The sequence below is a fragment of the Leifsonia sp. Root112D2 genome (genome assembly GCF_001424905.1).
GTDB lineage: Bacteria > Actinomycetota > Actinomycetes > Actinomycetales > Microbacteriaceae > Root112D2.
The window spans coordinates 1,758,250-1,778,548 of sequence record NZ_LMCU01000001.1; the positions used below are offsets into that span (position 1 = coordinate 1,758,250).

Genomic DNA, 20,299 nt, shown 5'->3' on the forward strand with positions numbered 1-20,299 from the left:
GCCTGTAGGGCTGCCATGTGCGAGTTGCCGATACGGCCCTCGCGTGTGATTGCCGCGTCGTTACAGACGGTGCTGTGAAGCCGACAAATACCGGGAGTGTGTCATGACAGAGACAGAGAATATCCAGACCGCTGCGTGTGCGGTTCGGGGTGCTGTCTTCGGCATCCCCGCGCTCACGCCAGCCGGGTAAAGGCCGCCAGAGACTCACACTTCGGCGCAGCTCGCGCCGCTCACGACGTCGGATCGTCCCTCGAGGCGACCGACCTCTCGCATCCCGCGGAATCGGAACGTTTCACCTTTCCGGGCGCTCATACATTCATCACCATCACAGAAACTTGAGTTCACCTATGTCTGCCCCCGCTGACCACCAGCATCCGCTCATAGTCGAGCCCGCAACCGCGGCTCGACCGGGAACGGTGCGCACGCTCATGCGCATCTTCCCGTTCGCGAAGAGCGCGCTGCCGCGCATCTGCCTCGGCATGGTCGCCGCCTTGCTCGCCAGTCTCGTCGCGCTCGCCATCCCCCAGGTTCTGGGCTGGCTCGTCGACGGTCCGCTCTCCAGCGGTGACACCGCGCAGGTGTGGCCCGCCGTGATGATCGTCATCGGCCTCGGCGCCGGTGAGGCCGTGTTCATCGCGCTGCGCCGCTGGTTGGTGCTCACGCCCGGCACCCACATCGAGGCGAAGATGCGCAACGCGCTCTACGCGCGGCTGCAGGATCTGCCGGTGAACTTTCACGACCGCTGGCCCAGCGGCCAGTTGCTCTCGCGCGCCGTCAGCGACCTCAACCTCATTCGCCGCTGGCTCTCGTTCGGCATCGTGCTGTTCGTGGTCAACATCCTCACCATCGTGGCCGGCTTCATCATTCTGATCAGCTGGAACTGGGTGCTCGGCCTCATCTTCTTCGTCTGCTCGATTCCGCTGTGGATCTTCGGCTTCGTGTTCGAGGGAAAGTACTCGGTGATAGCGCGCCGTAGCCAGGACCAGGCCGGCGACCTGGCGACGGCCGTGGAAGAGTCGGTTCACGGCATCCGCGTGCTGAAGGCGTTCGGGCGCGGCAAGTACGCCCTCAAGAACTTCGCCTCGCAGGCCGAGCAACTGCGCGGCACCGAGATCGAGAAGGCCAAGGCCATTGCCGGCCTGTGGCTGTGGCTGTTGCTGATTCCCGATGTTGCCTTCGGCATCTGTCTCATCGTGGGTGTCTGGTTCGTGTCACAGGGCGAGATGACCACGGGCAACCTGGTGGCGTTCTTCGCCACCGCGACGGTGCTGCGCTTTCCGGTGGAGTCCATCGGATTCCTGCTGTCGATGACCTTCGACACCCGCACCGCCGCCGACCGCTTCTTCGACGTGATGGACACGGTGAACACCATCACCGACCCCGAGCAGCCGAAGCGCATCGAGAATCCGCGCGGCGAACTCGTCTTCGACGACCTGCACTTTCGTTACCAGGACTCGCCGGATCGTTTCGGCGATCTGCTCGACGGCGTGAGCCTGACGGTGCAGCCCGGAGAGACCATGGCCCTGGTGGGGCTCACCGGATGCGGCAAGTCCACGCTCACCGCCCTGACGACCCGCCTGTACGACGTCACCGGTGGCGCCGTGAAGATCGACGGCGTCGACGTGCGCGATCTCACGCGCGTCGACCTGCGCCGGGCCATAGCAATGGCCTTCGAAGACGCCACACTGTTCTCGGCGTCGGTGCGCGAAAACGTGCTGCTCGGTCGTGACGACATCGCTCTCGATTCGGCAGAAGCGGATGCGGTGCTCACTGAGGCACTCGAGGTCGCGCAGGCCGGTTTCGTCTACGAGTTGCCGGAGGGCATCGAGACGAAGGTCGGCGAGGAGGGGCTGAGCCTCTCCGGTGGCCAGCGCCAGCGCCTCGCGCTCGCGCGCGCCGTTGCGGCGAACCCGAGCGTGCTGGTGCTCGACGACCCGCTCTCCGCTCTGGATGTCGACACCGAGGCGCTCGTGGAGGCTGCACTTCGCCGGGTGCTCGCATCCACCACAGCGCTGATCGTGGCGCACCGCCCGTCGACCGTCATGCTCGCGGATCGCGTGGCGCTCATGCAAGACGGCCGCATCACGGCCGTCGGGCGGCACAGCGAACTGCTGGCCACCAACGAGCACTACCGCTTCGTCATCTCCAGCCTGGAGGACGAACAGGACGAACAGATTCTTCAGGAGGTGAACCTGTGAGCACGGCAACGGTTCTCGGCGTCGAAGGCGAAGAACGCAACGACTTCACGAAGCAGGAGTCGCGTCAGATTCGCGCCCGTTCGCTGCGTCTGCTGGGCTCCCTGCTCGCCCCGCTCAAGCTGCGTGTGATTCTGACCATGCTCATCGTCGTGGTGAGCACGGCGGCGCAGATCGTGGGCCCGATTCTCATCGCGTACGGCATTGACAGCGGTCTGCCGGCCCTGCTCAAGCAGGACTGGATACCCCTGGCCATGGCCGGCGTCGCGTACCTGCTCTCGGGCATTGCCGGTGCGGCGCTGATCGCGTGGTACACGGTGCTTTCGGCGCGCATCAGCCAGGCCATTCTCATCGACCTGCGCAAGCGGGTCTTCCTGCAGACGCAGCGGCTGAGCCTTGAGTTTCACGAGTCGTACACCTCGGGCCGCATCATCTCGCGTCAGACGAGCGACCTCGATTCGATTCGCGAGCTGCTCGACTCGGGCATCAACCAGCTCGTACAGGGCTTCCTGTACATGCTGTTCATCACCATTGCGCTGTTCACGCTCGACTGGGTGAGCGGCGTGGTGCTGCTGTGCTCGCTCGTGCCGCTGTACTTCTTGACCCGCTGGTTCCAGAGGCGTTCGCAGCGCCTGTTCCGCATCTCGCGGGTGGCCTCGGCGAAGGTCATCGTGCAGTTCGTCGAGACCATGACGGGCATCCGCGCGGTCAAGGCGTTCCGCAAGGAGAAGCGCAACGAGAAGGAGTTCGGCACCCTCGTCGAGGAGTACCGCGACGTCAACAACAAGACGATCCAGCTGTTCGGAATCTTCGATCCCGGGCTGGTGATGATCGGCAACGTCACCGTCGGTGTCGTGCTGCTGATCGGCGGGTTCCGAGTGGCCGAGGGCCAGCTGGCGATCGGCGCACTGCTCGGCGTGCTCTTGTACACGCGTCGCTTCTTCGACCCCATGGAGGAGATGGCGATGTTCTACAACTCCTACCAGTCGGCGGCCGCGGCGCTGGAGAAGATCTCGGGCGTGCTCGAGGAGGCGCAGAGCGTTCCCGACCCGGCGCATCCGGTCGACCTGTGGGAGTCGGCGGGGCACGTGCGCTTTGATGGCGTGCGCTTCGCCTACAAAGAGGATCGGGTGATTCTGCCCGATTTCAGCCTGGATATTCCGGCGGGGCAGACCATCGCGCTGGTCGGCTCGACGGGCGCGGGCAAGTCCACGCTGGCCAAGCTGATCTCGCGGTTCTACGACCCGACGGTGGGTGAGGTCACGCTCGACGGCGTCGACCTGCGTTCACTGCACCCGAAGGATCTGCGCCGTGCCATCGTGATGGTGACGCAGGAGGCGTACCTGTTCAGCGGTTCGGTGGCCGACAACATCGCCATCGGCAAGCCGGATGCGACGCTCGAGGAGATCACGGCCGCCGCGCGCGCGGTCGGAGCAGACGAGTTCATCCAGGGCCTGCCGAACGGCTACGACACCGATGTGAACAAGCGCGGCGGGCGCGTCTCGGCCGGTCAGCGTCAGCTCATCTCGTTCGCGCGGGCCTTTCTGGCGAACCCGACTGTGCTGATTCTGGATGAGGCGACCAGCTCGCTCGACATTCCGAGCGAGCGGCTCGTGCAGCAGGCGCTGCAGACGCTGCTGGCCGACCGCACCGCGGTGATCATCGCGCACCGCCTGTCGACGGTGGCGATAGCCGACCGGGTGCTTGTGATGGAGCACGGCATGATCGTGGAGGACGGCACGCCGGATGACCTGATTGCTGGCACGGGCCGCTTCGCCCAGCTGCACGCCGCCTGGCGCGACTCGCTCGTGTGACCGCGCTTCGGCAGGCTCAGCGACCGGTGTCCGGTCGCCAGCGCGCCGTGCGCAGGTCGATGCGGTAGCTGCCGTCGGCGCGATCCGCGAGCGGCGTGTTCTCGGCGCGATAGTGCTCGAGCGCGCGCGCATCGTGGCAGAGGGGCGGTTCGCCACTGGCTCGGATGACCCGCCACCAAGCCACGTCGCTGCCGTAGCGCGCCATCACCTGGCCGACCACGCGCGCGCCGCGCGATCCGAGTTCGGCGGCGATGCCGCCATAGGTCATGACCCGGCCCGGGGGGATATCTTCCACGATGGCCAGAACGTGCTCGACGAAGGATTCGTTCAGCACGGGGCCACCTGCGCCGCGCCGCGATGGCTCAGAGCTGGAGGGCACCGATCGTCTCGCTGTACTGCGTCTCGCCGACATCGGTGAACCCGATGCGGTGGAAGAACGCCTCCGGTCCGTCTTCGCCGGGCTCCCAGATCACGGTGATGCGGTCGAAGCCACGGGCGCGGGCTTCCTCGGCCAGCGCGCGGGTGGCGAAGGTGCCGACGCCTTGGCCCTGGGCCTCCGCGTCGACGTTGATGCGCCAGATGCAGGCGCGGAATTCCTCATGCTCGGAATCCGGGTCGAAGTTTCCATGGATGAAGCCCACCACATCGTCACCGAGGGTCACGACCCGCTGCCACGAGGTGTTCGGATTGATCACCGCGGAAGCCGCAGAATAGGAGACCGGCGCGATGAACTGCTCTTGTCCAGGCTTGAGGGTCAGATTGTTGGCGGCCACGATGTTCGACGCAGACAACTCTTCCAGTTTCAACTCAGCCATGGCAACAGGGTAACCGACCCCGGTGATCGGCGGATAGTCAGCAATTGCGCGGACAGCGAATATGACGGATGAATCGCGTCTCTCCTTTCGGGTTCTGAGGGTGCCGGATGCATGGCGCGGGATGCGAAACTGGGGCCATGCTGATTCCACGGCCGGCCTCGTTCGACGAGCGCGACGGAGAGTTTCTGCTCGACGCTGACACGCGCATTGCCGCGCCCGCCTCCCTCAGCGGCGTCGTCGCCTGGCTGCAGGCGGCGCTGAGGCCGGCAACCGGGCTGCCGCTCGGGCAGATCGCCGATACCGCGTCCGCCGGCGGCGACAACGCAATCGAGCTGTCGCTCGAGCCGTCCCTGGGTCATGAGGCGTTCCGCCTCGAGGTGGTGAGCGAGGGCATCCGCATCACCGGCGGCGACGCCGCGGGCGTCTTCTACGGCTGCCAGGCACTGCTGCAATTGCTTCCGCCGACGGTCTATCGACGTGCAGCGGTGGCCGACGCGCACTGGCGCATCCGGTGTGTGAGCATCACGGATGCGCCGCGCTTCGGCTGGCGGGGTGCCATGCTCGACGTCGCCCGGCACTTCATGCCCAAGCACGATCTGCTGCGCTTCATCGACCTGATGGCCATGCACCGCCTGAACACCCTGCATCTGCACCTGACCGAAGACCAGGGCTGGCGCATCGAGATCAGGCGGTACCCGCGGCTGACCGAGGTCGGCTCCTGGCGCCAGGAAAGTCAGGTGGGGGCCGAGGGCGGCGGCCCAGCGCCGGGCTTCGACGGTCGACCGCACGGTGGCTTCTACACGCAGGACGATATTCGCGAGATCGTCGCCTATGCCGCGGCGCGCTTCGTCACGGTGGTGCCCGAGATCGAGACGCCGGGCCACGCGCAGGCCGCCATCGCCGCGTACCCCGAGCTCGGCGTCACGAGCGAGTCGCTGAAGCCCTGGACGCGCTGGGGCGTCAACGAAAACGTGCTGAATGTCGAGGAGAGCACGCTCGAGTTTTTTACGAACGTCTTCGATGAGGTCATGGAGCTGTTCCCCTCCGCCTATATCGGCGTCGGCGGCGACGAGTGCCCCAAGGTGCAGTGGGCCTCGGATGCGCGCACCCAGAAGCGCATGCGGGAGCTGGGAGTCGAGAACGAGGAGCAGCTGCAGAGCTGGTTCATCACCCGTCTCGACGACCATCTGACCGCACGCGGACGGCGGCTGTTCGGCTGGGACGAGATTCTCGAGGGAGGGCTCGCCCCTGGGGCGACTGTCGCATCGTGGCGCGGCATGGCCGGCGCCATCGCGGCGGCCCGTCGTGGCCACGACGTCGTCTCCTGTCCCGACGACCAGGTGTACCTCGACTACCGGCAATCGGATGCCCCTGACGAGCCCATCCCCGTCGCGACGGTGCTGAGCGTCGAAGACGTCTACGCCTTCGATCCGGTCCCTTCCGAGTTGAGCGCCGCCGAGGCCGCGCACGTGCTGGGCGGGCAGGCCAATATCTGGACCGAGCACATGGATTCGCCACGCATCGTCGACTACTTTGCCTTTCCGCGCCTGTGTGCGCTCGCCGAGGCGCTGTGGAGCACGGGGGAGCGCGACTATGCGGAGTTCTCGACGCGCCTCGACGAACACCTGGCGCGCCTCGACGCCATCGGCGTCGAATACCGCCACCCGGATGGCCCGCGACCGTGGCAGACACGTCCCGGCATCCCGGGGCGGCCGGCCACCCGCGCGCAGCGCGAGGAATACATGGCGCAGATCACCGCGGGCATTGCGGACTGAACTGTGCCGACGATGACCGATATGCGACGCACAGTGGCGGCAACCCTTCTGCCCGGCTTCGAGGGCACGACCCTGCCGGAGTGGCTGCGGGCGCGCCTCGTCGATGGTTTGGGCGGCGTGTGCCTCTTCGGTGAGAACGTCGTCTCGGCGGGCCAGCTGCGCGCGCTCACCGACGCGATTCTCGACGCCAATCCGCTCGCCGTCATCGCCATCGACGAGGAGGGCGGCGACGTCACCAGACTGTTCGCCTCAACAGGATCTCCGTACCCCGGCAATGCCGTGCTCGGCCGCTGGAACGACCTGGAGGCGACCGCAGCAGTCGGGCGTGAGGTTGGCAGGCAGCTGCGCCTGGCCGGCTGTACGGTGAACTTCGCCCCGGACGTCGACATCAATTCGAACCCGGACAACCCGGTGATTGGGGTGCGCAGCTTCGGAATCGACCCCGAGGCCGTGGCCAGGCACAGCGCCGCATGGGTGACCGGGCTGCAGAGCCAGGGCGTTGCCGCAAGTGCGAAACACTTTCCCGGTCACGGTGACACGGCCCAGGACTCGCACCTGGCCCTGCCGGTCGTTGACCGCTCGCTCGAGGAGCTTCGGCAGCGTGAACTCAAGCCGTTCGAGGCGGCCATCGCCGCGGGCACACGCACCATCATGACCTCGCACATTCTGCTGCCCCAGCTCGACGCGCAGAACCCGGCGACACTGAGCCGACGCATTCTGCAGGGGCTTCTGCGCGACGAGCTCGGCTTCGAGGGCGTGATAGTCAGCGACGCACTCGACATGAAGGGCGCGAGCGGCGTGACGGGCATCCCCGTCGCCGCGGTGTGGGCCCTCGCGGCCGGCTGCGAGCTGCTCTGCATCGGAACCAGGAACACGGATGCGCAGCTCGGCGAGATCGAAGAGGAGATTCTGACGGCGCTCGGCGACGGCCGCCTCGAGTCGCAGCGTGTCGAGGCCGCCGCCGCTCAGGTGCGCGGCCTCTCCCGTGCGCTCGCGGCGCAGCGCCGCGACATCCCGATTGCGGCATCCGCCGACCGCGTCGAAGCCGATTCGCACGATGAGGCTGCCGAGGACGCCCGGGTGATCGCCGCCTTCGATGTGCAGCCCGGTGCGCACACGTGGCCCGGGCGTGGCTCCGCACGGTATACCGTGATGCGCATGGACAGCGTTGCGAACATCGCCGTCGGCGCCGCGCGTTGGGGGCCGTTCGCCGAGACCGCGCAGAATCCGGATGCCGCGGCATCCGTCGCATTCAGCGGCCAGCAGCTCCTCGCGTTCGCTGCCGGTGATTCGCTCGATGCGGCGCTCGCCATCGAGACTCCGGTGCTGCTCATCGGCAGAAACAACCACCTGCATGCTTTTGTGCGCGACGCCGTGGACGCACTGCGCGCGGCAGGGGCGTCGGTGCTTGTCGTGGATATGGGCTGGCCCTCGGAGGATCGTCGCTACGCGGATGTTGCGACGTTCGGCGCGACCCGACTGATCGGCCGCGCCCTGCTCGCCTGGCTGCGAGGGGATGCGTCGTGAGACTGACGATTGATCCGGCCCTGATAGGCGCCGGCGACAGGGAGGCGTTCTAAATGGCGGAAGTGGTTATTGTCGGCTCGGAGGCCGAGGCGGGCGAGATCGTCGCCGACAGTATTCAGGAGCTCGTGGCGCAGCATCCGGATGCCGTGCTCGGCCTGGCAACAGGATCGACACCGCTGTCGGTCTACCGCGCCCTCGCCGAGCGCGTGCGTTCGGGAAGGGCCGATCTGAGTGCCGTGCGCGGTTTCGCGCTCGACGAGTATGTCGGAATTGCGCCGGGGTCTCCGCAGAGCTATCGAACCGTGATCGAGACCGAGGTCGTGGGGCCGCTGGGGCTGGACCCCGCGCGGGTGCAGGTGCCGAACGGCACCCTCGAGACTATTCGCGCGGCAGGCGCCGACTACGAACGGGCCATCGTCGCGGCTGGCGGCATCGACGTGCAGATTCTGGGCATCGGAACCGACGGCCACATCGGGTTCAACGAACCGGGCTCCTCGTTCGCCTCGCTCACCCGGGTGAAGACCCTCACCGAACAGACGCGTCGCGACAACGCGCGCTTCTTCGACTCGCCAGACGACGTGCCGGTGCACTGCATCACGCAGGGGCTCGGTACGATTCTGCGTGCCAGGCATCTCGTGCTGCTCGCCTTCGGTGCGGGCAAGGCGGATGCGATCGCCGCCGCCATCGAGGGACCGCTGAGCGCCAGCAATCCCGCCAGCGCCATCCAGCTGCATCCGCACGCCACCGTCGTGCTCGACGAGGCCGCGGCTGCGGCACTCTCCGACCGCGACTACTACCGCTACGCCTGGGCCAATAAGCCCGAATGGCAGGGTCTCTGACCGGCCAGCAGCACACCGTTCAGGTTCTCCCTATATCTTGATATCAAGACAAGTTCAACGCACGCGACGCCAAGGAGTTACCGCACGATGGCAAAAATCATCTACACCTACACGGACGAGGCGCCGATGTTGGCAACTCACTCGTTCTTTCCCGTCATCAGCGCCTTCGCGGGCACCGCGGGTGTAGACATCGAGACGCGGGACATCTCCCTCGCCGGCCGCATCATCGCGGCGTTCCCCGAGAAGCTAACCGACGAGCAGCGGCTCGGCGACGCGCTCGCTGAACTCGGAGCTCTCGCCACCACGCCCGAGGCGAACATCATCAAGCTGCCGAACATTTCGGCGTCGCTGCCGCAGTTGAAGGCCGCCATCGCAGAGCTGCAGGCCAAGGGCTACGAGCTGCCTGACCACCCCGACGACCCGCAGACGGACGACGAGAAGCATGTACGCGCTCGCTACGACAAGCTCAAGGGTTCTGCCGTGAACCCGGTGCTGCGCGAGGGCAACTCCGACCGCCGCGCGCCGCACTCGGTCAAGGAGTACGCACGCAAGTACCCACACCGCATGGGCGCCTGGACGGCAGACTCGAAGACCAACGTCGCCACCATGGGCCACGACGACTTCTTCTCGAACGAGAAGTCGGTTGTCATCGCCGACGACGACGTTGTGCGCATTGAGCACGTGAACGCGGCCGGCGTGGCCACCACGCTGCACCCCGGCCTGAAGGTTCTCCAGGGGGAGGTCATCGACGGGACCTTCCTCAACGTTGCGAAGCTGCACGGTTTTCTCGCCGAGGCGATCGCGCGCGCGAAGGCTGAAGATGTGCTGTTCTCCGTACACCTGAAGGCGACGATGATGAAGATCTCCGACCCGATCATCTTCGGACACGTGGTGCGAGCCTTCTTCCCCGCCGTGTTCGACAAATACGGGGCCGATCTCGAGGCCGCCGGTCTCAGCCCCAACAACGGTCTCGGCGGAATCCTGGACGGGCTCGGCGCGCTGGAGAATGGCGCCGAAATTCGCGCCGCATTCGAGCAGGGTCTGAAAGATGGCCCGCGTCTCGCGATGGTCAACTCCGACAAGGGCATCACCAACCTGCATGTGCCGAGCGACGTGATAGTCGATGCCTCGATGCCGGCCATGATCCGCAGCTCCGGCCACATGTGGGGGTCGGATGGCGCCGAGCACGACACCATCGCGGTCATCCCCGACTCGAGCTACGCGGGCATCTACCAGGCCGTGATCGACGACTGCCGTGCCAACGGAGCCTACGACCCGACCACGATGGGATCGGTGCCCAACGTCGGCCTCATGGCCCAGCAAGCCGAGGAATACGGTTCGCACGACAAGACGTTCGAGATTGCCGAGGCGGGCACCGTGCGCGTCGTCAACGCGGCGGGCGAGACCCTCATCGAGCACGAGGTGCAGGCCGGTGACATCTGGCGCGCCTGCCAGACCAAGGATGTTGCGATTCGCGACTGGGTGAAGCTCGCCGTGCACCGCGCCCGCGCGACAGGAACCCCGACGGTGTTCTGGCTCGACGAGCATCGCGCGCACGACGCGAACCTCATCGCAAAGGTCAACCAGTACCTGCCCGAGCACGACACTGCCGGCCTGGACATCCGTGTGCTCGCACCCGCCGAGGCCGCGACGCTGTCGGTCGAACGCATCCGCCGCGGCGAGGACACCATCTCGGTGACCGGCAATGTGCTGCGCGACTACAACACTGATCTGTTCCCGATCCTTGAGCTCGGCACGAGCGCCAAAATGCTGTCGATTGTTCCTTTGCTCAGCGGTGGCGGTCTCTTCGAGACGGGTGCGGGCGGCTCGGCTCCGAAGCACGTGCACCAGTTGGTGGACGAGGACTACCTTCGGTGGGACAGCCTCGGCGAGTTTCTCGCGCTGGCCGCGAGTTTCGAGCACTTCGCCGACGCGAACGACAATGCCAAGGCCCGCGTGCTCGGCGCGGCCCTCGATCGTGCCACCGGAACTTTCCTTCTTGAGAACAAGTCGCCGGGCCGTGCTCTCGGCACGATCGACAACCGTGGATCGCACTACTTCCTCGCCCGCTACTGGGCCGAGGAACTGGCGAAGCAGACCGACAACTCTGAGCTCGCCGCCGCATTCGCACCGCTGGCTGCCACGCTTGGTGAGAACGAGCAGAAGATCGTCGATGAACTGATCGCCGTGCAGGGTTCGCCCGTCGACATCGGCGGTTACTACAAGGTGGATGCGGCGAAGACCGACGCGGTCATGCGGCCGTCGGCCACGTTCGTCGAGGCCCTCGCCTCGTTGTAAATTCCGGTAACCCGTGTGCGGGGCCCGAGCGGATCATCCGCTCGGGCCAACAATCCGTACGGGCAGCGGCTCTGAGGCAGCCTCGCGCACGTGAATTACAGGGTGCAGGCCTTCTGAAGCGCGGTAAAGGTGTCGCTCATCTTCTGCGACGACTTCTCAACGGCCGCGGTGTCTGGGTTCTTGGGGTCGGCGGCGAGCTTCGCGAAGTCGCCCGAGAAGTCGTTCATTGCCGCCGCAGCCTTGTCGGCCAGCGGCTTGATGTCAGACTGGGTCACCTTGCCTGCCGCGGTCGTGAAGGACGCCGCCATGTTCTTCATGGACTTCGCCGCGCCATCCGGATCGGACTGGAAGTTGCTCATGCTCGACGAGACCTCGCTCGACGCGGTCGAGACGCTCTGGGCGATGGATTTGCATGCGTCGATCTTGCTCTGACCGCCGGCACAGCCGGTGAGCAGCAGCGTCGTCATGGCGACGCCGGCCAGCGCAGAGACGAGAGCTCTCCTGCGATTTTTCATGTGTTCCCCCTGGTTGTGTGCACGGCGTTGTTGGGTGCACGGCGCTGCTCTACCCCCGTTCGGGGGCAGCGCACTTCAGCATACAGATTTGAAACCTACGGATGTGACGTCCCGCGTCAGCGACGCTGCCTCCGGAGCGCCTATTCGCGTGAGCCGGCCGGGAGCGCCGTTCCGGCAGCCCACACTTGCTGTACCGCCCATTCGTGGTCGAGCAGCACGGCGTCGGCGGCGAACCCCGGCCGCAGGTGTCCGAACTCATGTGACAGGCCGAGCGCTGTGGCCGGCGTGGCCGTCAGTGCCTCGACAGCGGCCCTCGGCTCGATTCCGCTCTGCGTGACGGCGATGCGCAACGCGGCATCCTGGGTCAGGGTCGAGCCGGCTATGGAGTTGGTTCCCGAAAGCACCGCCAGACCATCCGTCACCGTCACATTGAGCGAGCCGAGTCGGTAGTCTCCGTCGGTCGATCCGGCTGCGGCCATGGCATCCGTGATCAACGCGACACGGCCCGGTGCCGAGCGGAACGCCAGACGCGCCACCTCGGGGTGCACGTGCAGGCCGTCGAGAATGAGTTCGAGGGTGACGTCATGATTCTCGAACGCCGCGATGATCGGGCCCGGCTGCCGATGATGGATGCCGTTCATCGCGTTGAAGGTGTGGGTGAGCAACCGTGCACCCACCTCGAACGCCCGCTTGGTCTGTTCGTAGTCGGCCTCGGTGTGCCCGATGCCCACGATGACGCCGGCCTCGAGCAGCACCTCGATGGCCTCGAGCGCATTCGGGCGCTCCGGCGCAATGGTGATCTGGCGCAGCGTGCCGCGTGCGGCGCCGATGAGTTCCTCGAGCATCTCGGGCTGCGGGTCGCGAATGAAGGCGGGGTCGTGCGCACCGCGCCGCTCGATGGCGAGGAAGGGGCCCTCCAGGTGCGAGCCCAGAATGAGCGGATCGAGGTCGGTGAGGTCGGCGATGGTGCTCAGGCTCTCGCGCAGCTGCGCCAGCGGGTTCGCCACCAGGCTGATAACCGAGCGTGTCGTGCCGTGTGCCCGGTGGGTCGCCAGACCGGCGAGTATCTCCTCGGGTCCGTTGTCGAAGCCGTGGCCGCCACCTCCGTGACCGTGCAGGTCGATGAATCCGGGTGTCAGCCAGCCCCCGCCGGCATCCGTCACGTTTCTGCCTTCGACGTGCTGCCGCCAGCCGTCGCCGTGGCCGACCGCGGTGATGCGGTCCTCGCTGCTCACCAGCCAGAAATCGTCGATCTGACCGTCGGCATCGAGTTTGCGGGCACCATGAATGACCGCCCCGGATGCCTCGGCCCCGGTCATGCGAGTTCCTTGCGACCGCTGAGAATGCCGCTGGCCGTCGCCACGACCGCGAAGACGATGGCGACGATCGGCTGCCCGAGGTCCCACCATGCGAGCGCGGCAGACGCCATCACGATGATCTCCACCAACGCCCGGCCGAATGGATCGATGCGGAATACTGCGCGAGGGGAGCGGAACAGCGCCCAGAGCACTATCGCGATGGCGGGGGCGCCGATGCCGACCACGATGTTCCATGGCAAGGGCCAGGCCACGAACCCCCAGAAGCAGAGCGTGAAGAACGCGAAGAGTTCGAGCACGAATCTCAGTACGTCGTTGGGGCCGATCGAGGTCTGCGCGCGCGTCTCACTCACCCTGCCATCGTACCGGCACTCCTTTTTCAGGAAATACTGGCCGGTGGCTGGATAATCCAGCCGGGCCGCCGTATTTTCTCTGGGCTGGTGTTCGGGGCGGGCGCGGGCATCCGGGTCTCGGGTAGACTGATGGCGGTCGAACGGATCTCGCACGGCCCTGGGCGCGCACAAGAGCGCGTAGTCGACCCGCACCGAAACGTCGCATGACGCGCGTAGGGAATGAGCGGGGAACGCCTTCTGTTGGCAATCCACGTATGTCTCTTACAGAAAACTCCGTCGTCAAGAAGGCGCAGCGGTTCCCGTGGACGGGTCTGCTCGTGCTCGCTGGGGCCGTTTTCCTGTCGGTCACGAGCGAGATGCTGCCCACCGGGCTGCTGCCCGATATGAGCGAATCGCTCGGTGCGAGCCAGTCTCAGATCGGTCTGCTGGTCACGGTTTTCGCTTTCACCGTCGTGGTCACAAGCACCCCCGTCTCCGCGCTCACGAGGCGCTGGCCCCGGCGCAATCTGATGGTGGCCATCGTGCTCGTGCTGGCACTGAGCAACCTGCTCACGGCGATCTCGCCGAACTACGCCGTCGTGGTCGGCACCCGCATCCTGGGCGGCATCGCGCACGGCGTGTTCTGGGCCGTCGTCGGCGCATATGCCGGGCACCTGGTGCCCAGGGAGCAGATCGGTCGCGCCGTCTCGATCACCCTCGGCGGCGGCACGCTCGCCTTCGTCTTCGGCGTTCCTCTTGGCACGGCACTCGGTCACATCTTCGGCTGGCGGCTGACATTCGCGAGCGTCGGCCTGCTCATGATCGTGGCCGGGATGCTGGTGTGGCGGTTCCTGCCCGGCGTCACGCATAACGACGGGCCGTCGACGGATGCCGCGACCGGCGAGCGTCCGCGGCGCGATCCGACGGTCTTCGCCGTCATTCTCGTGTGCGTGGTGACCGCCATCATCATGACCGGCCACTACACGTTCTACACATTCATCGCCCCGTTCATGATCCAGTCCATGCACGTTGATCGCGGCGATGTCGGTGTGGTGCTGTTCGCCTACGGAATCGCCGGGGCGATAGGCCTCGCGCTTGCGGGATCGGTACTGGGCCGCCGCCCCCAACTCGGACTCATCATCGTCATCGTCGTCAGCGCCCTGGCCATTGCCGCGGTCGCCGTGTTCGCGGCCCAGCCGCTGCTCGGCATGGCCTCGCTCATGCTCTGGGGCCTGGCCTTCGGCGCGCTGCCCCCTCTCTTGCAGACGCGCCTGCTGCACACCTCATCGGCGGCATTCCGCGACGTGGCGAGCGCCATCTACACCACGGGATTCAACGTCGGCATCGGCGGCGGGGCACTGCTCGGCGCGGTGCTGTACGACGTCAGCGGAGTGCGGGATCTGCCCTGGGTGTACCTCGGCATTCTCGTGGTGGCGCTCGCCCTTGTGCTCATGATCGGCGCGCGCAAGCGGCGACCCGCCTGAGGCGTTACCCGCGTCGTTACGAGGCGTTGATGAGCACCAGGACACTCACGGATGTCTCCACCCCGAATCGGGTCGGGTCCCCCGCGTCGACATAGCGAACCGCAACGGTGTGGGTACCGAAAAGGATCAGTCCCGAAATCGGCAGATCGAAGCCCAGCGTGCCGCTCTCAGGGATGAGGTATTCACCTGCATCCCAGATCGCGTCGAATCGTGCTTCGACGCGGGCGCCCGGAGTACCGGAGAGCTGAATGTGTACAGATCCGAGGCCGAGCACGGGAGCGCCGTCGATCGGCTGGTCGAGAACGGGGGCGTGCAACTCGACGGCCGCGGTCGTGCCCGCCGGTGAGGTTCCGGCGAAGTTGGTCTGCGACACGCTGAAGGGGCCCGGATCGGCGATCTGGTCGGTCTTCCACTTTCCCGACGCGTCGACGCTCACCCTCGCGAGGGTCGCGTTCGCCGCATCGGACGTCGCGGCCATGCGAGTCATGGCCGCCCCGCTCGTGGCCTGCGTCACCGTCACCGTTGCGCCCGGTTCACCCGTGCCTGAAAGTACGGGGTAATAGAGCCCGCCTCCCGTGTCGGGCGCGTTCACGACGGGCGCCCCGGGTACCACGACGGGCGGAGGTGTCGTGGGTGGTGTTGGGGGAGTGGTTGGGTCGACGGGAGGTGTGACGGGCCGGGTCGGCTGAGTGACCGGCGGTATCGCTGCTGCGGTCTGCGGCGTCACCCCGGCGCCGGCATCCGGCTCGTCATCGGGGTCGACCCGAGAGCCCGGCGATGGCGCAATGACCGGCGGTGCTGTCACAGGCGGTGTCGTGCCCAATGCGGGTGGCACGACCACGTCGACGGGCGGTGGCGCAGCATCCGTCGTCTGTGTCGGCGCGGCGACGTCGATCGACGAGATCGGTACGGCGTCGCCGCGAAAGAGCACGGGGCCGAATACCAGAGCGGCCGAGACGCCGGCGACAGCGAGTGCCGACACCGTGATGGTGCCGATGACGGCTCCGGATGCGCCCAGCGCCGCGCCTCCAGCGTTCGCGCCAGCGGTCACCGTGCCCGGTGCGCCCGCGCTCCCTGCCGAGCCGCCGACTGCGCCGTTCGCGCCGAGAGCCACCATGGTCACGTGGCCGCCGGATTGGATGAATGCCGAGTACGCGGCCGCCCCGCCCACGCCCGCCACGAGCGGTAGCAGCACCAGGGCGAGCCGCGAGCCGACCTCATCGGCTTCGGCGGCGACGATGGTGCAGCGGGCGCAGCCGGCCAGGTGTCGCTCGATGCGCACGGTCTCGCGTTTGCCGAGGCTCCTGCGTGCGTAGCCGCCGAGACGATCCACGGTCCAGCGGCACTCCGATCCGGCCGGCAACGTGGCGAGGTGCGCCTGGATCCACGCCTGTCGCAGGCCCTCACGTGCGCGATACGTGAGAGCGGCGACGGCGTTCGCCTTCATTCCCAGCAGCGGGCCGATCTGCTGCGGGGTCATCTGTTCGACCTCGCTGTACCAGAGCGCTTCCTGCCAGCGGGTCGGCAGGCTGCGGAACGCGGTGGCGGTGAGTGAGTGGTCGAGAGCGTTCAGCGCATTCTCTTCGCTGAATTCAGGGTCTTCAATCTCCTCCGCGTGCTCGATAGCAATCTCATGCCTGGCCCGCCCCCAACCGGCAGCCGTATTGCGAATCGTGGTGAAGAGGTACGGGCGGAACGCGCCGTTCGGCCCGCCGCCCGACTGCACGGCCTTCAGTATCCTGGCAAACGCCTCGGAGACCACATCGTCCGCATCGAAGCCGCTCGTGTATGAGCGGGCGACCGCGAGCCCTGCGGCCGAGTGCCGCCGCCAGAGTTCCGCGTACGCCGCAGTGTCTCCGCTACGACTCAGGGAGATGAGTTTCTGGTCAGAGAGGAAGCCATCGGAATACGGGTCGTCGGATGCGCGCGCACGGATGCGTGCCACGGCGTCTCCTCTCGTCCCGGGCGTGCTGGGGCGTATCTGCAGGATGAGTCGGGTGCGCCCAGGTTCCCTCTCAAAAGAGACGCGGCAACCGGCCATTCATGACGCCGATCTTTTCAGATCACCGGCATGGACTCAGCCTTCTCCCAGACTATCTTTTCCCAACCCGCGTCATAGATCGGTTGTCGTGCCGTCTCTCTCTATGACGGGGCGATTGTGCGCCGTCAGGTGCTCGCGACAACTGAAAAGACACCCAACGGATCGGGGGATCCGCTGGTGCCCCGCATCATTCGACCGCGTTGCGGGGCGAGCTACGAGAATCCGACCCGAAAGGGTTCTCAGCAGCTGCGGCAGTCGTGGGGGTTCTTCCGGGGGGATGAGCGACAGCCGCAGTACGAGAGGGGCGGATGCCCTGGCATCCGCCCCTCTCGCGGCAGTTCTGGCCGTCTCGTCTAAGCCGGTTGTGGTTCTTGTGGGCCGGCCGTTGCCCGCAGCCGCGTCACATCCGCCTCGATGCGATCGAAGATCGTCTGGTTCACCCGGATGCCTGCCTTCAGCAGGGCGAGAACGGCGGCGCCGACGGTTCCGTCGCCAACCTGCCGGATGTCGGTGGCATCGGAGCGCGCAGTGAGCACGGGGGTCAGCGGCCCGGTCTCCCCCAGCATTCCGCTGCGCAGTACGCTGCCGCCGAGCACGAGGGGGCCGCTCACCTCGGTGCTCTGCACCGCATCGAGCATGGCAACCAGATCGCTTGCAGCCACGGCGAGGATTGCCGACGCCACCTGGTCGCCCGAGGCCTGGAACGCGAGCGGCGCGAAGCGGGAGAGTTCGACGGGACGCAGCTCGTAGAGCGCCTCGATGAGCCGCAGGAGAACGATGGGGCGCCCTTCGACCCGTTCTTCGTTGGGGTCGGGTGTGAGGTTCAGCGCGCTCAGCAGCCCCTCGGTCAGCGCCGTCTGTGGCCCCAGTCCGTCGAGCGCTGCGACGACCGCGCGCGCGACCTGGTGGCCGATCCAGTAGCCTGAGCCGGCGTCGCCTACGAGCCACCCGGTTCCGCCGCAGACGGTCTCGAGGCGATGATCGCGCACCCGGGCCGCCACGGCGCCGGTGCCCGCCGCAAGCGCGTAACCGTTCGGCGACGGGGTGCCCGAGCAGAACATGGCCAGCAGATCGGATTCCAGCACAATGGGGCCGCGCATCCCGAGCGTCTCGAGTCGTGCCGCAATGCGCTGAACTGGCAGCCGTGCGCTCTTGCCCGCCATGGCGATGAGGATCGCGGAGTACGGTTGGGCGGTGTCCGGGTGCCGACGTGAGCCCAGCGCCATCCGGGCGGCGGCGTAGTAGGCATCCAGCGCTTCGTCGAATCCGGCGGAGATCGGGTTGCCCGCCCCGGCGACGCCGAAGCCGTGGCAGTGCCCGTCACTGTCGGCGATAACGGCCCTCGTGCCGGTGCCGCCCGCGTCGATCGCGAGAATCTCTTGCATGCTCTGTCGCCTCCGCGGTCATCCGGTCTGACGCACACAGTACTCCGACATGCCCGAAATATCGCGGGTCTGGCCACAAATCAATTATGAAAATCGCTTGACATGTACGGGTCAGAGGCTAAGAATTGATCTTGTAATACTCACATGGGTGTGAAACGGAGTCTCATGTTGGCATCGTCGCCATCAGCGGTCGCAGAGGGCGCCACCAGCGGCGTGGTGAACCGTATCCTGACCCAGCTTCCGAGCATGTCCGGAACGATGCGCAAGATTGCGACGCTGCTGATCGAGCAGCCGCAAGCCCCTCTGGAACTGTCCATCGGAGAACTCGCCAGGCAGGCGGGAACGTCGCCGGCAACCGTTACGCGCTTCTGCCGTCTCATCGGTTACTCGGGCTACGTGCCGTTTCGTGTGAGCATTGCCACCGATTTCGGTCGTACCTCTGCCCGAAAGACATGGAAGGCCGACATCGGCCGTGCGTTCGGGCCGGATGACACTCCGAGCGACGTTCTGAGCACCCTGCTGAACGCGCACACCAGGTCGTTGCAGGAGACCGCTTCCATCATGGATCTTCCGCTGATGAAGGAGATCTCCACCCGCATCGCGAGCAGTCGTCACGTGGACATCTACGGTGTCGGAGGCAGTGCCACCCTTGCCGAAGAGATGCAGGCGCGCCTGTACCGCATCGGCATCAACTCGCACTACTGGTCGGAGGTGCACGCAGGCCTCACGAGCGCGGCGATTCAGGATGCCGACTGCGTGGCGATAGGAATCTCCAACACCGGTCGCACCGAGGAGACCATTCAGATGTTGCTTCAGGCGCGCGACGCGGGAGCGCTCACCGTGGCCGTGAGCAACAACCCGAAGTCTCAGCTGGCCGAGGCCGCCGATTTGCGCATCATCACCTCGGTCTACGAGCGATTCCTGCAGCCCGACGACCTTTCGGCCAAACACGCGCAACTGCTGGTGCTCGATCTGCTGTACCTGCTGGTCGCACAGGAGAACTTTCACCAGTCCACGACGAACCTGGCGGCATCCGCGGTGGCGGTCTCCTCGCATCGCAGGCCGCAGCGCAGCCGGGTGGCTCGAGCTCAGGGTGAACACGCCGCATCCATCGCAAAGGAGACCCGATGACGCACACCGACCCGCTCGCCGAACTGACGGCGGAGTACCTGAACGAGGTCACCTCGCGGGTGCAGAAGCTGGCCGCCCAGGCGCAGGCCGGCGCCTTCGATGCGGCCATCGACCTGATGGCGGATGCGATCGAGCAGGGCGGCGTCGTGCAGGCCTTCGGCACCGGGCACTCCGAGGCGTTCGCCATGGAGATCGCCGGCAGGGCAGGTGGTCTGATTCCCACGAACAAGATCGCGCTGCGCGACGTGGTGTTGCGGGGGAGCCGCGATGTGGGCATCCTGACCGGCTCGGAACTGGAGCGCAGCCCGGCGGTCGTCGACGAACTCTTCGACGTCTCCACCATCGGCGAGCACGATGTATTCATCATCGCCTCCAACTCCGGTGTCAACGGGTCGATTCTCGGTCTGGCGCTGCTCGCGAAGCAGCACGGGCACAAGCTGATAGCCGTCACGAGCATGGAGCACACCAGCCGCGTCGAGCCGAAGCATCCGAGCGGCAAGCGCCTGCACGAGGTGGCCGATGTCGTTCTGGACAATCTGGCCCCCTTCGGTGACGCAACGCTCGAACTGGGTGACGGTGTTCCGGTCGGGGCCGTCTCATCGATCACCGCAGCGTTCATCGCGCAGCTACTGACCATCGGTACAGCCGAGCGCCTGGCGCGCGGCGGAAAGACGCCACCGCTCTACATCTCGGCCAATATTCCGGGCGGCGACGAGCACAACAAGCAACTCGAAGACCTCTACCGCGGCAAGATCAGGCGCAGCGCATGATGCGGGAGGAAGCACGATCAGCACGCAAGATGCCGGTGGACGAAGCCGTCACGGCAGTCACG

Annotated in this window: 16 protein-coding genes; 9 read left to right on the forward strand and 7 right to left on the reverse strand. The window is 66.5% G+C overall.

All coding sequences use genetic code 11. The features are described from left to right. Positions 1-347: 347 nt before the first annotated feature. Both ASC63_RS08125 and ASC63_RS08130 read left to right on the forward strand, forming a co-directional pair. A complete protein-coding gene (locus tag ASC63_RS08125) occupies positions 348-2,198 on the forward strand; it encodes an ABC transporter ATP-binding protein (protein WP_055811743.1) in 1,851 nt (616 codons plus the stop codon). Next, positions 2,195-4,009 (forward strand): ABC transporter ATP-binding protein, encoded by a 1,815-nt coding sequence (locus ASC63_RS08130; RefSeq protein WP_055811744.1) that lies wholly within the window; start codon positions 2,195-2,197, stop codon positions 4,007-4,009. Before ASC63_RS08125 ends, ASC63_RS08130 begins: the two co-directional genes overlap by 4 nt. A 16-nt stretch (positions 4,010-4,025) precedes the next feature. Here ASC63_RS08130 and ASC63_RS08135 read toward each other — a convergent pair whose 3' ends face one another. Beyond that, entirely contained in the window at positions 4,026-4,343 is a 318-nt protein-coding gene (locus tag ASC63_RS08135) for an MGMT family protein (RefSeq protein WP_235492010.1), read from the reverse strand. Positions 4,344-4,371: 28 nt separating this feature from the next. Then, positions 4,372-4,824 carry a GNAT family N-acetyltransferase gene (locus tag ASC63_RS08140; protein WP_055811748.1) on the reverse strand — a complete coding sequence of 151 codons (453 nt, stop codon included), beginning with the start codon at positions 4,822-4,824 and terminating at the stop codon, positions 4,372-4,374. 137 nt (positions 4,825-4,961) lie between these two features. Here ASC63_RS08140 and ASC63_RS08145 point away from each other — a divergent pair, with 137 nt between their 5' ends. The 4 genes from ASC63_RS08145 (at position 4,962) to ASC63_RS08160 (ending at position 11,263) form a co-directional block, all read left to right on the forward strand. Beyond that, on the forward strand, positions 4,962-6,599 hold the full coding sequence (locus tag ASC63_RS08145) for a beta-N-acetylhexosaminidase (RefSeq protein WP_157487634.1): 1,638 nt from the start codon (positions 4,962-4,964) through the stop codon (positions 6,597-6,599). A 21-nt stretch (positions 6,600-6,620) separates the two neighbouring features. Next, positions 6,621-8,126 carry a glycoside hydrolase family 3 protein gene (locus ASC63_RS08150; protein WP_235492011.1) on the forward strand — a complete coding sequence of 502 codons (1,506 nt, stop codon included), beginning with the start codon at positions 6,621-6,623 and terminating at the stop codon, positions 8,124-8,126. 53 nt (positions 8,127-8,179) lie between these two features. Then, positions 8,180-8,965, forward strand: coding sequence for a glucosamine-6-phosphate deaminase (locus tag ASC63_RS08155; protein ID WP_055811751.1), 786 nt, complete (start codon positions 8,180-8,182; stop codon positions 8,963-8,965). An 87-nt stretch (positions 8,966-9,052) separates the two neighbouring features. After that, the gene (locus ASC63_RS08160) at positions 9,053-11,263 is read left to right on the forward strand and encodes an NADP-dependent isocitrate dehydrogenase (RefSeq protein WP_055811754.1); all 2,211 of its coding nucleotides are present in this window, start codon (positions 9,053-9,055) and stop codon (positions 11,261-11,263) included. Between the two features lie 95 nt (positions 11,264-11,358). On the opposite strand, the gene ASC63_RS08165 is transcribed toward ASC63_RS08160, so the two are convergent. From ASC63_RS08165 to ASC63_RS08175, 3 genes are all read right to left on the reverse strand, one after another. Continuing rightward, positions 11,359-11,778, reverse strand: coding sequence for a hypothetical protein (locus ASC63_RS08165; protein ID WP_157487635.1), 420 nt, complete (start codon positions 11,776-11,778; stop codon positions 11,359-11,361). Between the two features lie 140 nt (positions 11,779-11,918). Further along, positions 11,919-13,097, reverse strand: a complete 1,179-nt coding sequence (gene nagA / locus ASC63_RS08170; RefSeq protein ID WP_055811759.1) for an N-acetylglucosamine-6-phosphate deacetylase — start codon at positions 13,095-13,097, stop codon at positions 11,919-11,921. Continuing rightward, entirely contained in the window at positions 13,094-13,447 is a 354-nt protein-coding gene (locus tag ASC63_RS08175) for a YrdB family protein (protein ID WP_055811762.1), read from the reverse strand. Before ASC63_RS08175 ends, nagA begins: the two co-directional genes overlap by 4 nt. A gap of 254 nt (positions 13,448-13,701) precedes the next feature. On the opposite strand from ASC63_RS08175, the gene ASC63_RS08180 reads away from it, so the two are divergent. Further along, positions 13,702-14,910, forward strand: a complete 1,209-nt coding sequence (locus ASC63_RS08180) for an MFS transporter (protein ID WP_055811765.1) — start codon at positions 13,702-13,704, stop codon at positions 14,908-14,910. 16 nt (positions 14,911-14,926) lie between these two features. Here the strand turns inward: ASC63_RS08180 and ASC63_RS08185 are convergent, their stop codons facing one another. After that, positions 14,927-16,855, reverse strand: coding sequence for a sigma-70 family RNA polymerase sigma factor (locus tag ASC63_RS08185; RefSeq protein ID WP_055811767.1), 1,929 nt, complete (start codon positions 16,853-16,855; stop codon positions 14,927-14,929). A 449-nt stretch (positions 16,856-17,304) separates the two neighbouring features. Then, the gene (locus tag ASC63_RS08190; protein WP_055811769.1) at positions 17,305-18,336 is read right to left on the reverse strand and encodes an N-acetylglucosamine kinase; all 1,032 of its coding nucleotides are present in this window, start codon (positions 18,334-18,336) and stop codon (positions 17,305-17,307) included. A gap of 165 nt (positions 18,337-18,501) precedes the next feature. On the opposite strand from ASC63_RS08190, the gene ASC63_RS08195 reads away from it, so the two are divergent. After that, positions 18,502-19,467: a MurR/RpiR family transcriptional regulator gene (locus ASC63_RS08195; RefSeq protein ID WP_055811771.1), complete on the forward strand. Its 966-nt coding sequence runs from the start codon at positions 18,502-18,504 to the stop codon at positions 19,465-19,467. Continuing rightward, positions 19,464-20,237: a sugar isomerase domain-containing protein gene (locus ASC63_RS08200; protein WP_055811774.1), complete on the forward strand. Its 774-nt coding sequence runs from the start codon at positions 19,464-19,466 to the stop codon at positions 20,235-20,237. Before ASC63_RS08195 ends, ASC63_RS08200 begins: the two co-directional genes overlap by 4 nt. Positions 20,238-20,299 lie beyond the last annotated feature (62 nt).

Excerpts from the sequence above, each read along its gene's own strand:
- ASC63_RS08125 (WP_055811743.1), top strand. The coding sequence starts at position 348 with ATGTCTGCCCCCGCTGACCACCAGCATCCGCTCATAGTCGAGCCCGCA.
- ASC63_RS08140 (WP_055811748.1), bottom strand. The coding sequence starts at position 4,824 with ATGGCTGAGTTGAAACTGGAAGAGTTGTCTGCGTCGAACATCGTGGCC.
- ASC63_RS08145 (WP_157487634.1), top strand. The coding sequence starts at position 4,962 with ATGCTGATTCCACGGCCGGCCTCGTTCGACGAGCGCGACGGAGAGTTT.
- ASC63_RS08150 (WP_235492011.1), top strand. The coding sequence starts at position 6,621 with ATGCGACGCACAGTGGCGGCAACCCTTCTGCCCGGCTTCGAGGGCACG.
- ASC63_RS08155 (WP_055811751.1), top strand. The coding sequence starts at position 8,180 with ATGGCGGAAGTGGTTATTGTCGGCTCGGAGGCCGAGGCGGGCGAGATC.
- ASC63_RS08160 (WP_055811754.1), top strand. The coding sequence starts at position 9,053 with ATGGCAAAAATCATCTACACCTACACGGACGAGGCGCCGATGTTGGCA.
- ASC63_RS08165 (WP_157487635.1), bottom strand. The coding sequence starts at position 11,778 with ATGAAAAATCGCAGGAGAGCTCTCGTCTCTGCGCTGGCCGGCGTCGCC.
- nagA (WP_055811759.1), bottom strand. The coding sequence starts at position 13,097 with ATGACCGGGGCCGAGGCATCCGGGGCGGTCATTCATGGTGCCCGCAAA.
- ASC63_RS08180 (WP_055811765.1), top strand. The coding sequence starts at position 13,702 with ATGTCTCTTACAGAAAACTCCGTCGTCAAGAAGGCGCAGCGGTTCCCG.
- ASC63_RS08190 (WP_055811769.1), bottom strand. The coding sequence starts at position 18,336 with ATGCAAGAGATTCTCGCGATCGACGCGGGCGGCACCGGCACGAGGGCC.
- ASC63_RS08195 (WP_055811771.1), top strand. The coding sequence starts at position 18,502 with ATGTTGGCATCGTCGCCATCAGCGGTCGCAGAGGGCGCCACCAGCGGC.
- ASC63_RS08200 (WP_055811774.1), top strand. The coding sequence starts at position 19,464 with ATGACGCACACCGACCCGCTCGCCGAACTGACGGCGGAGTACCTGAAC.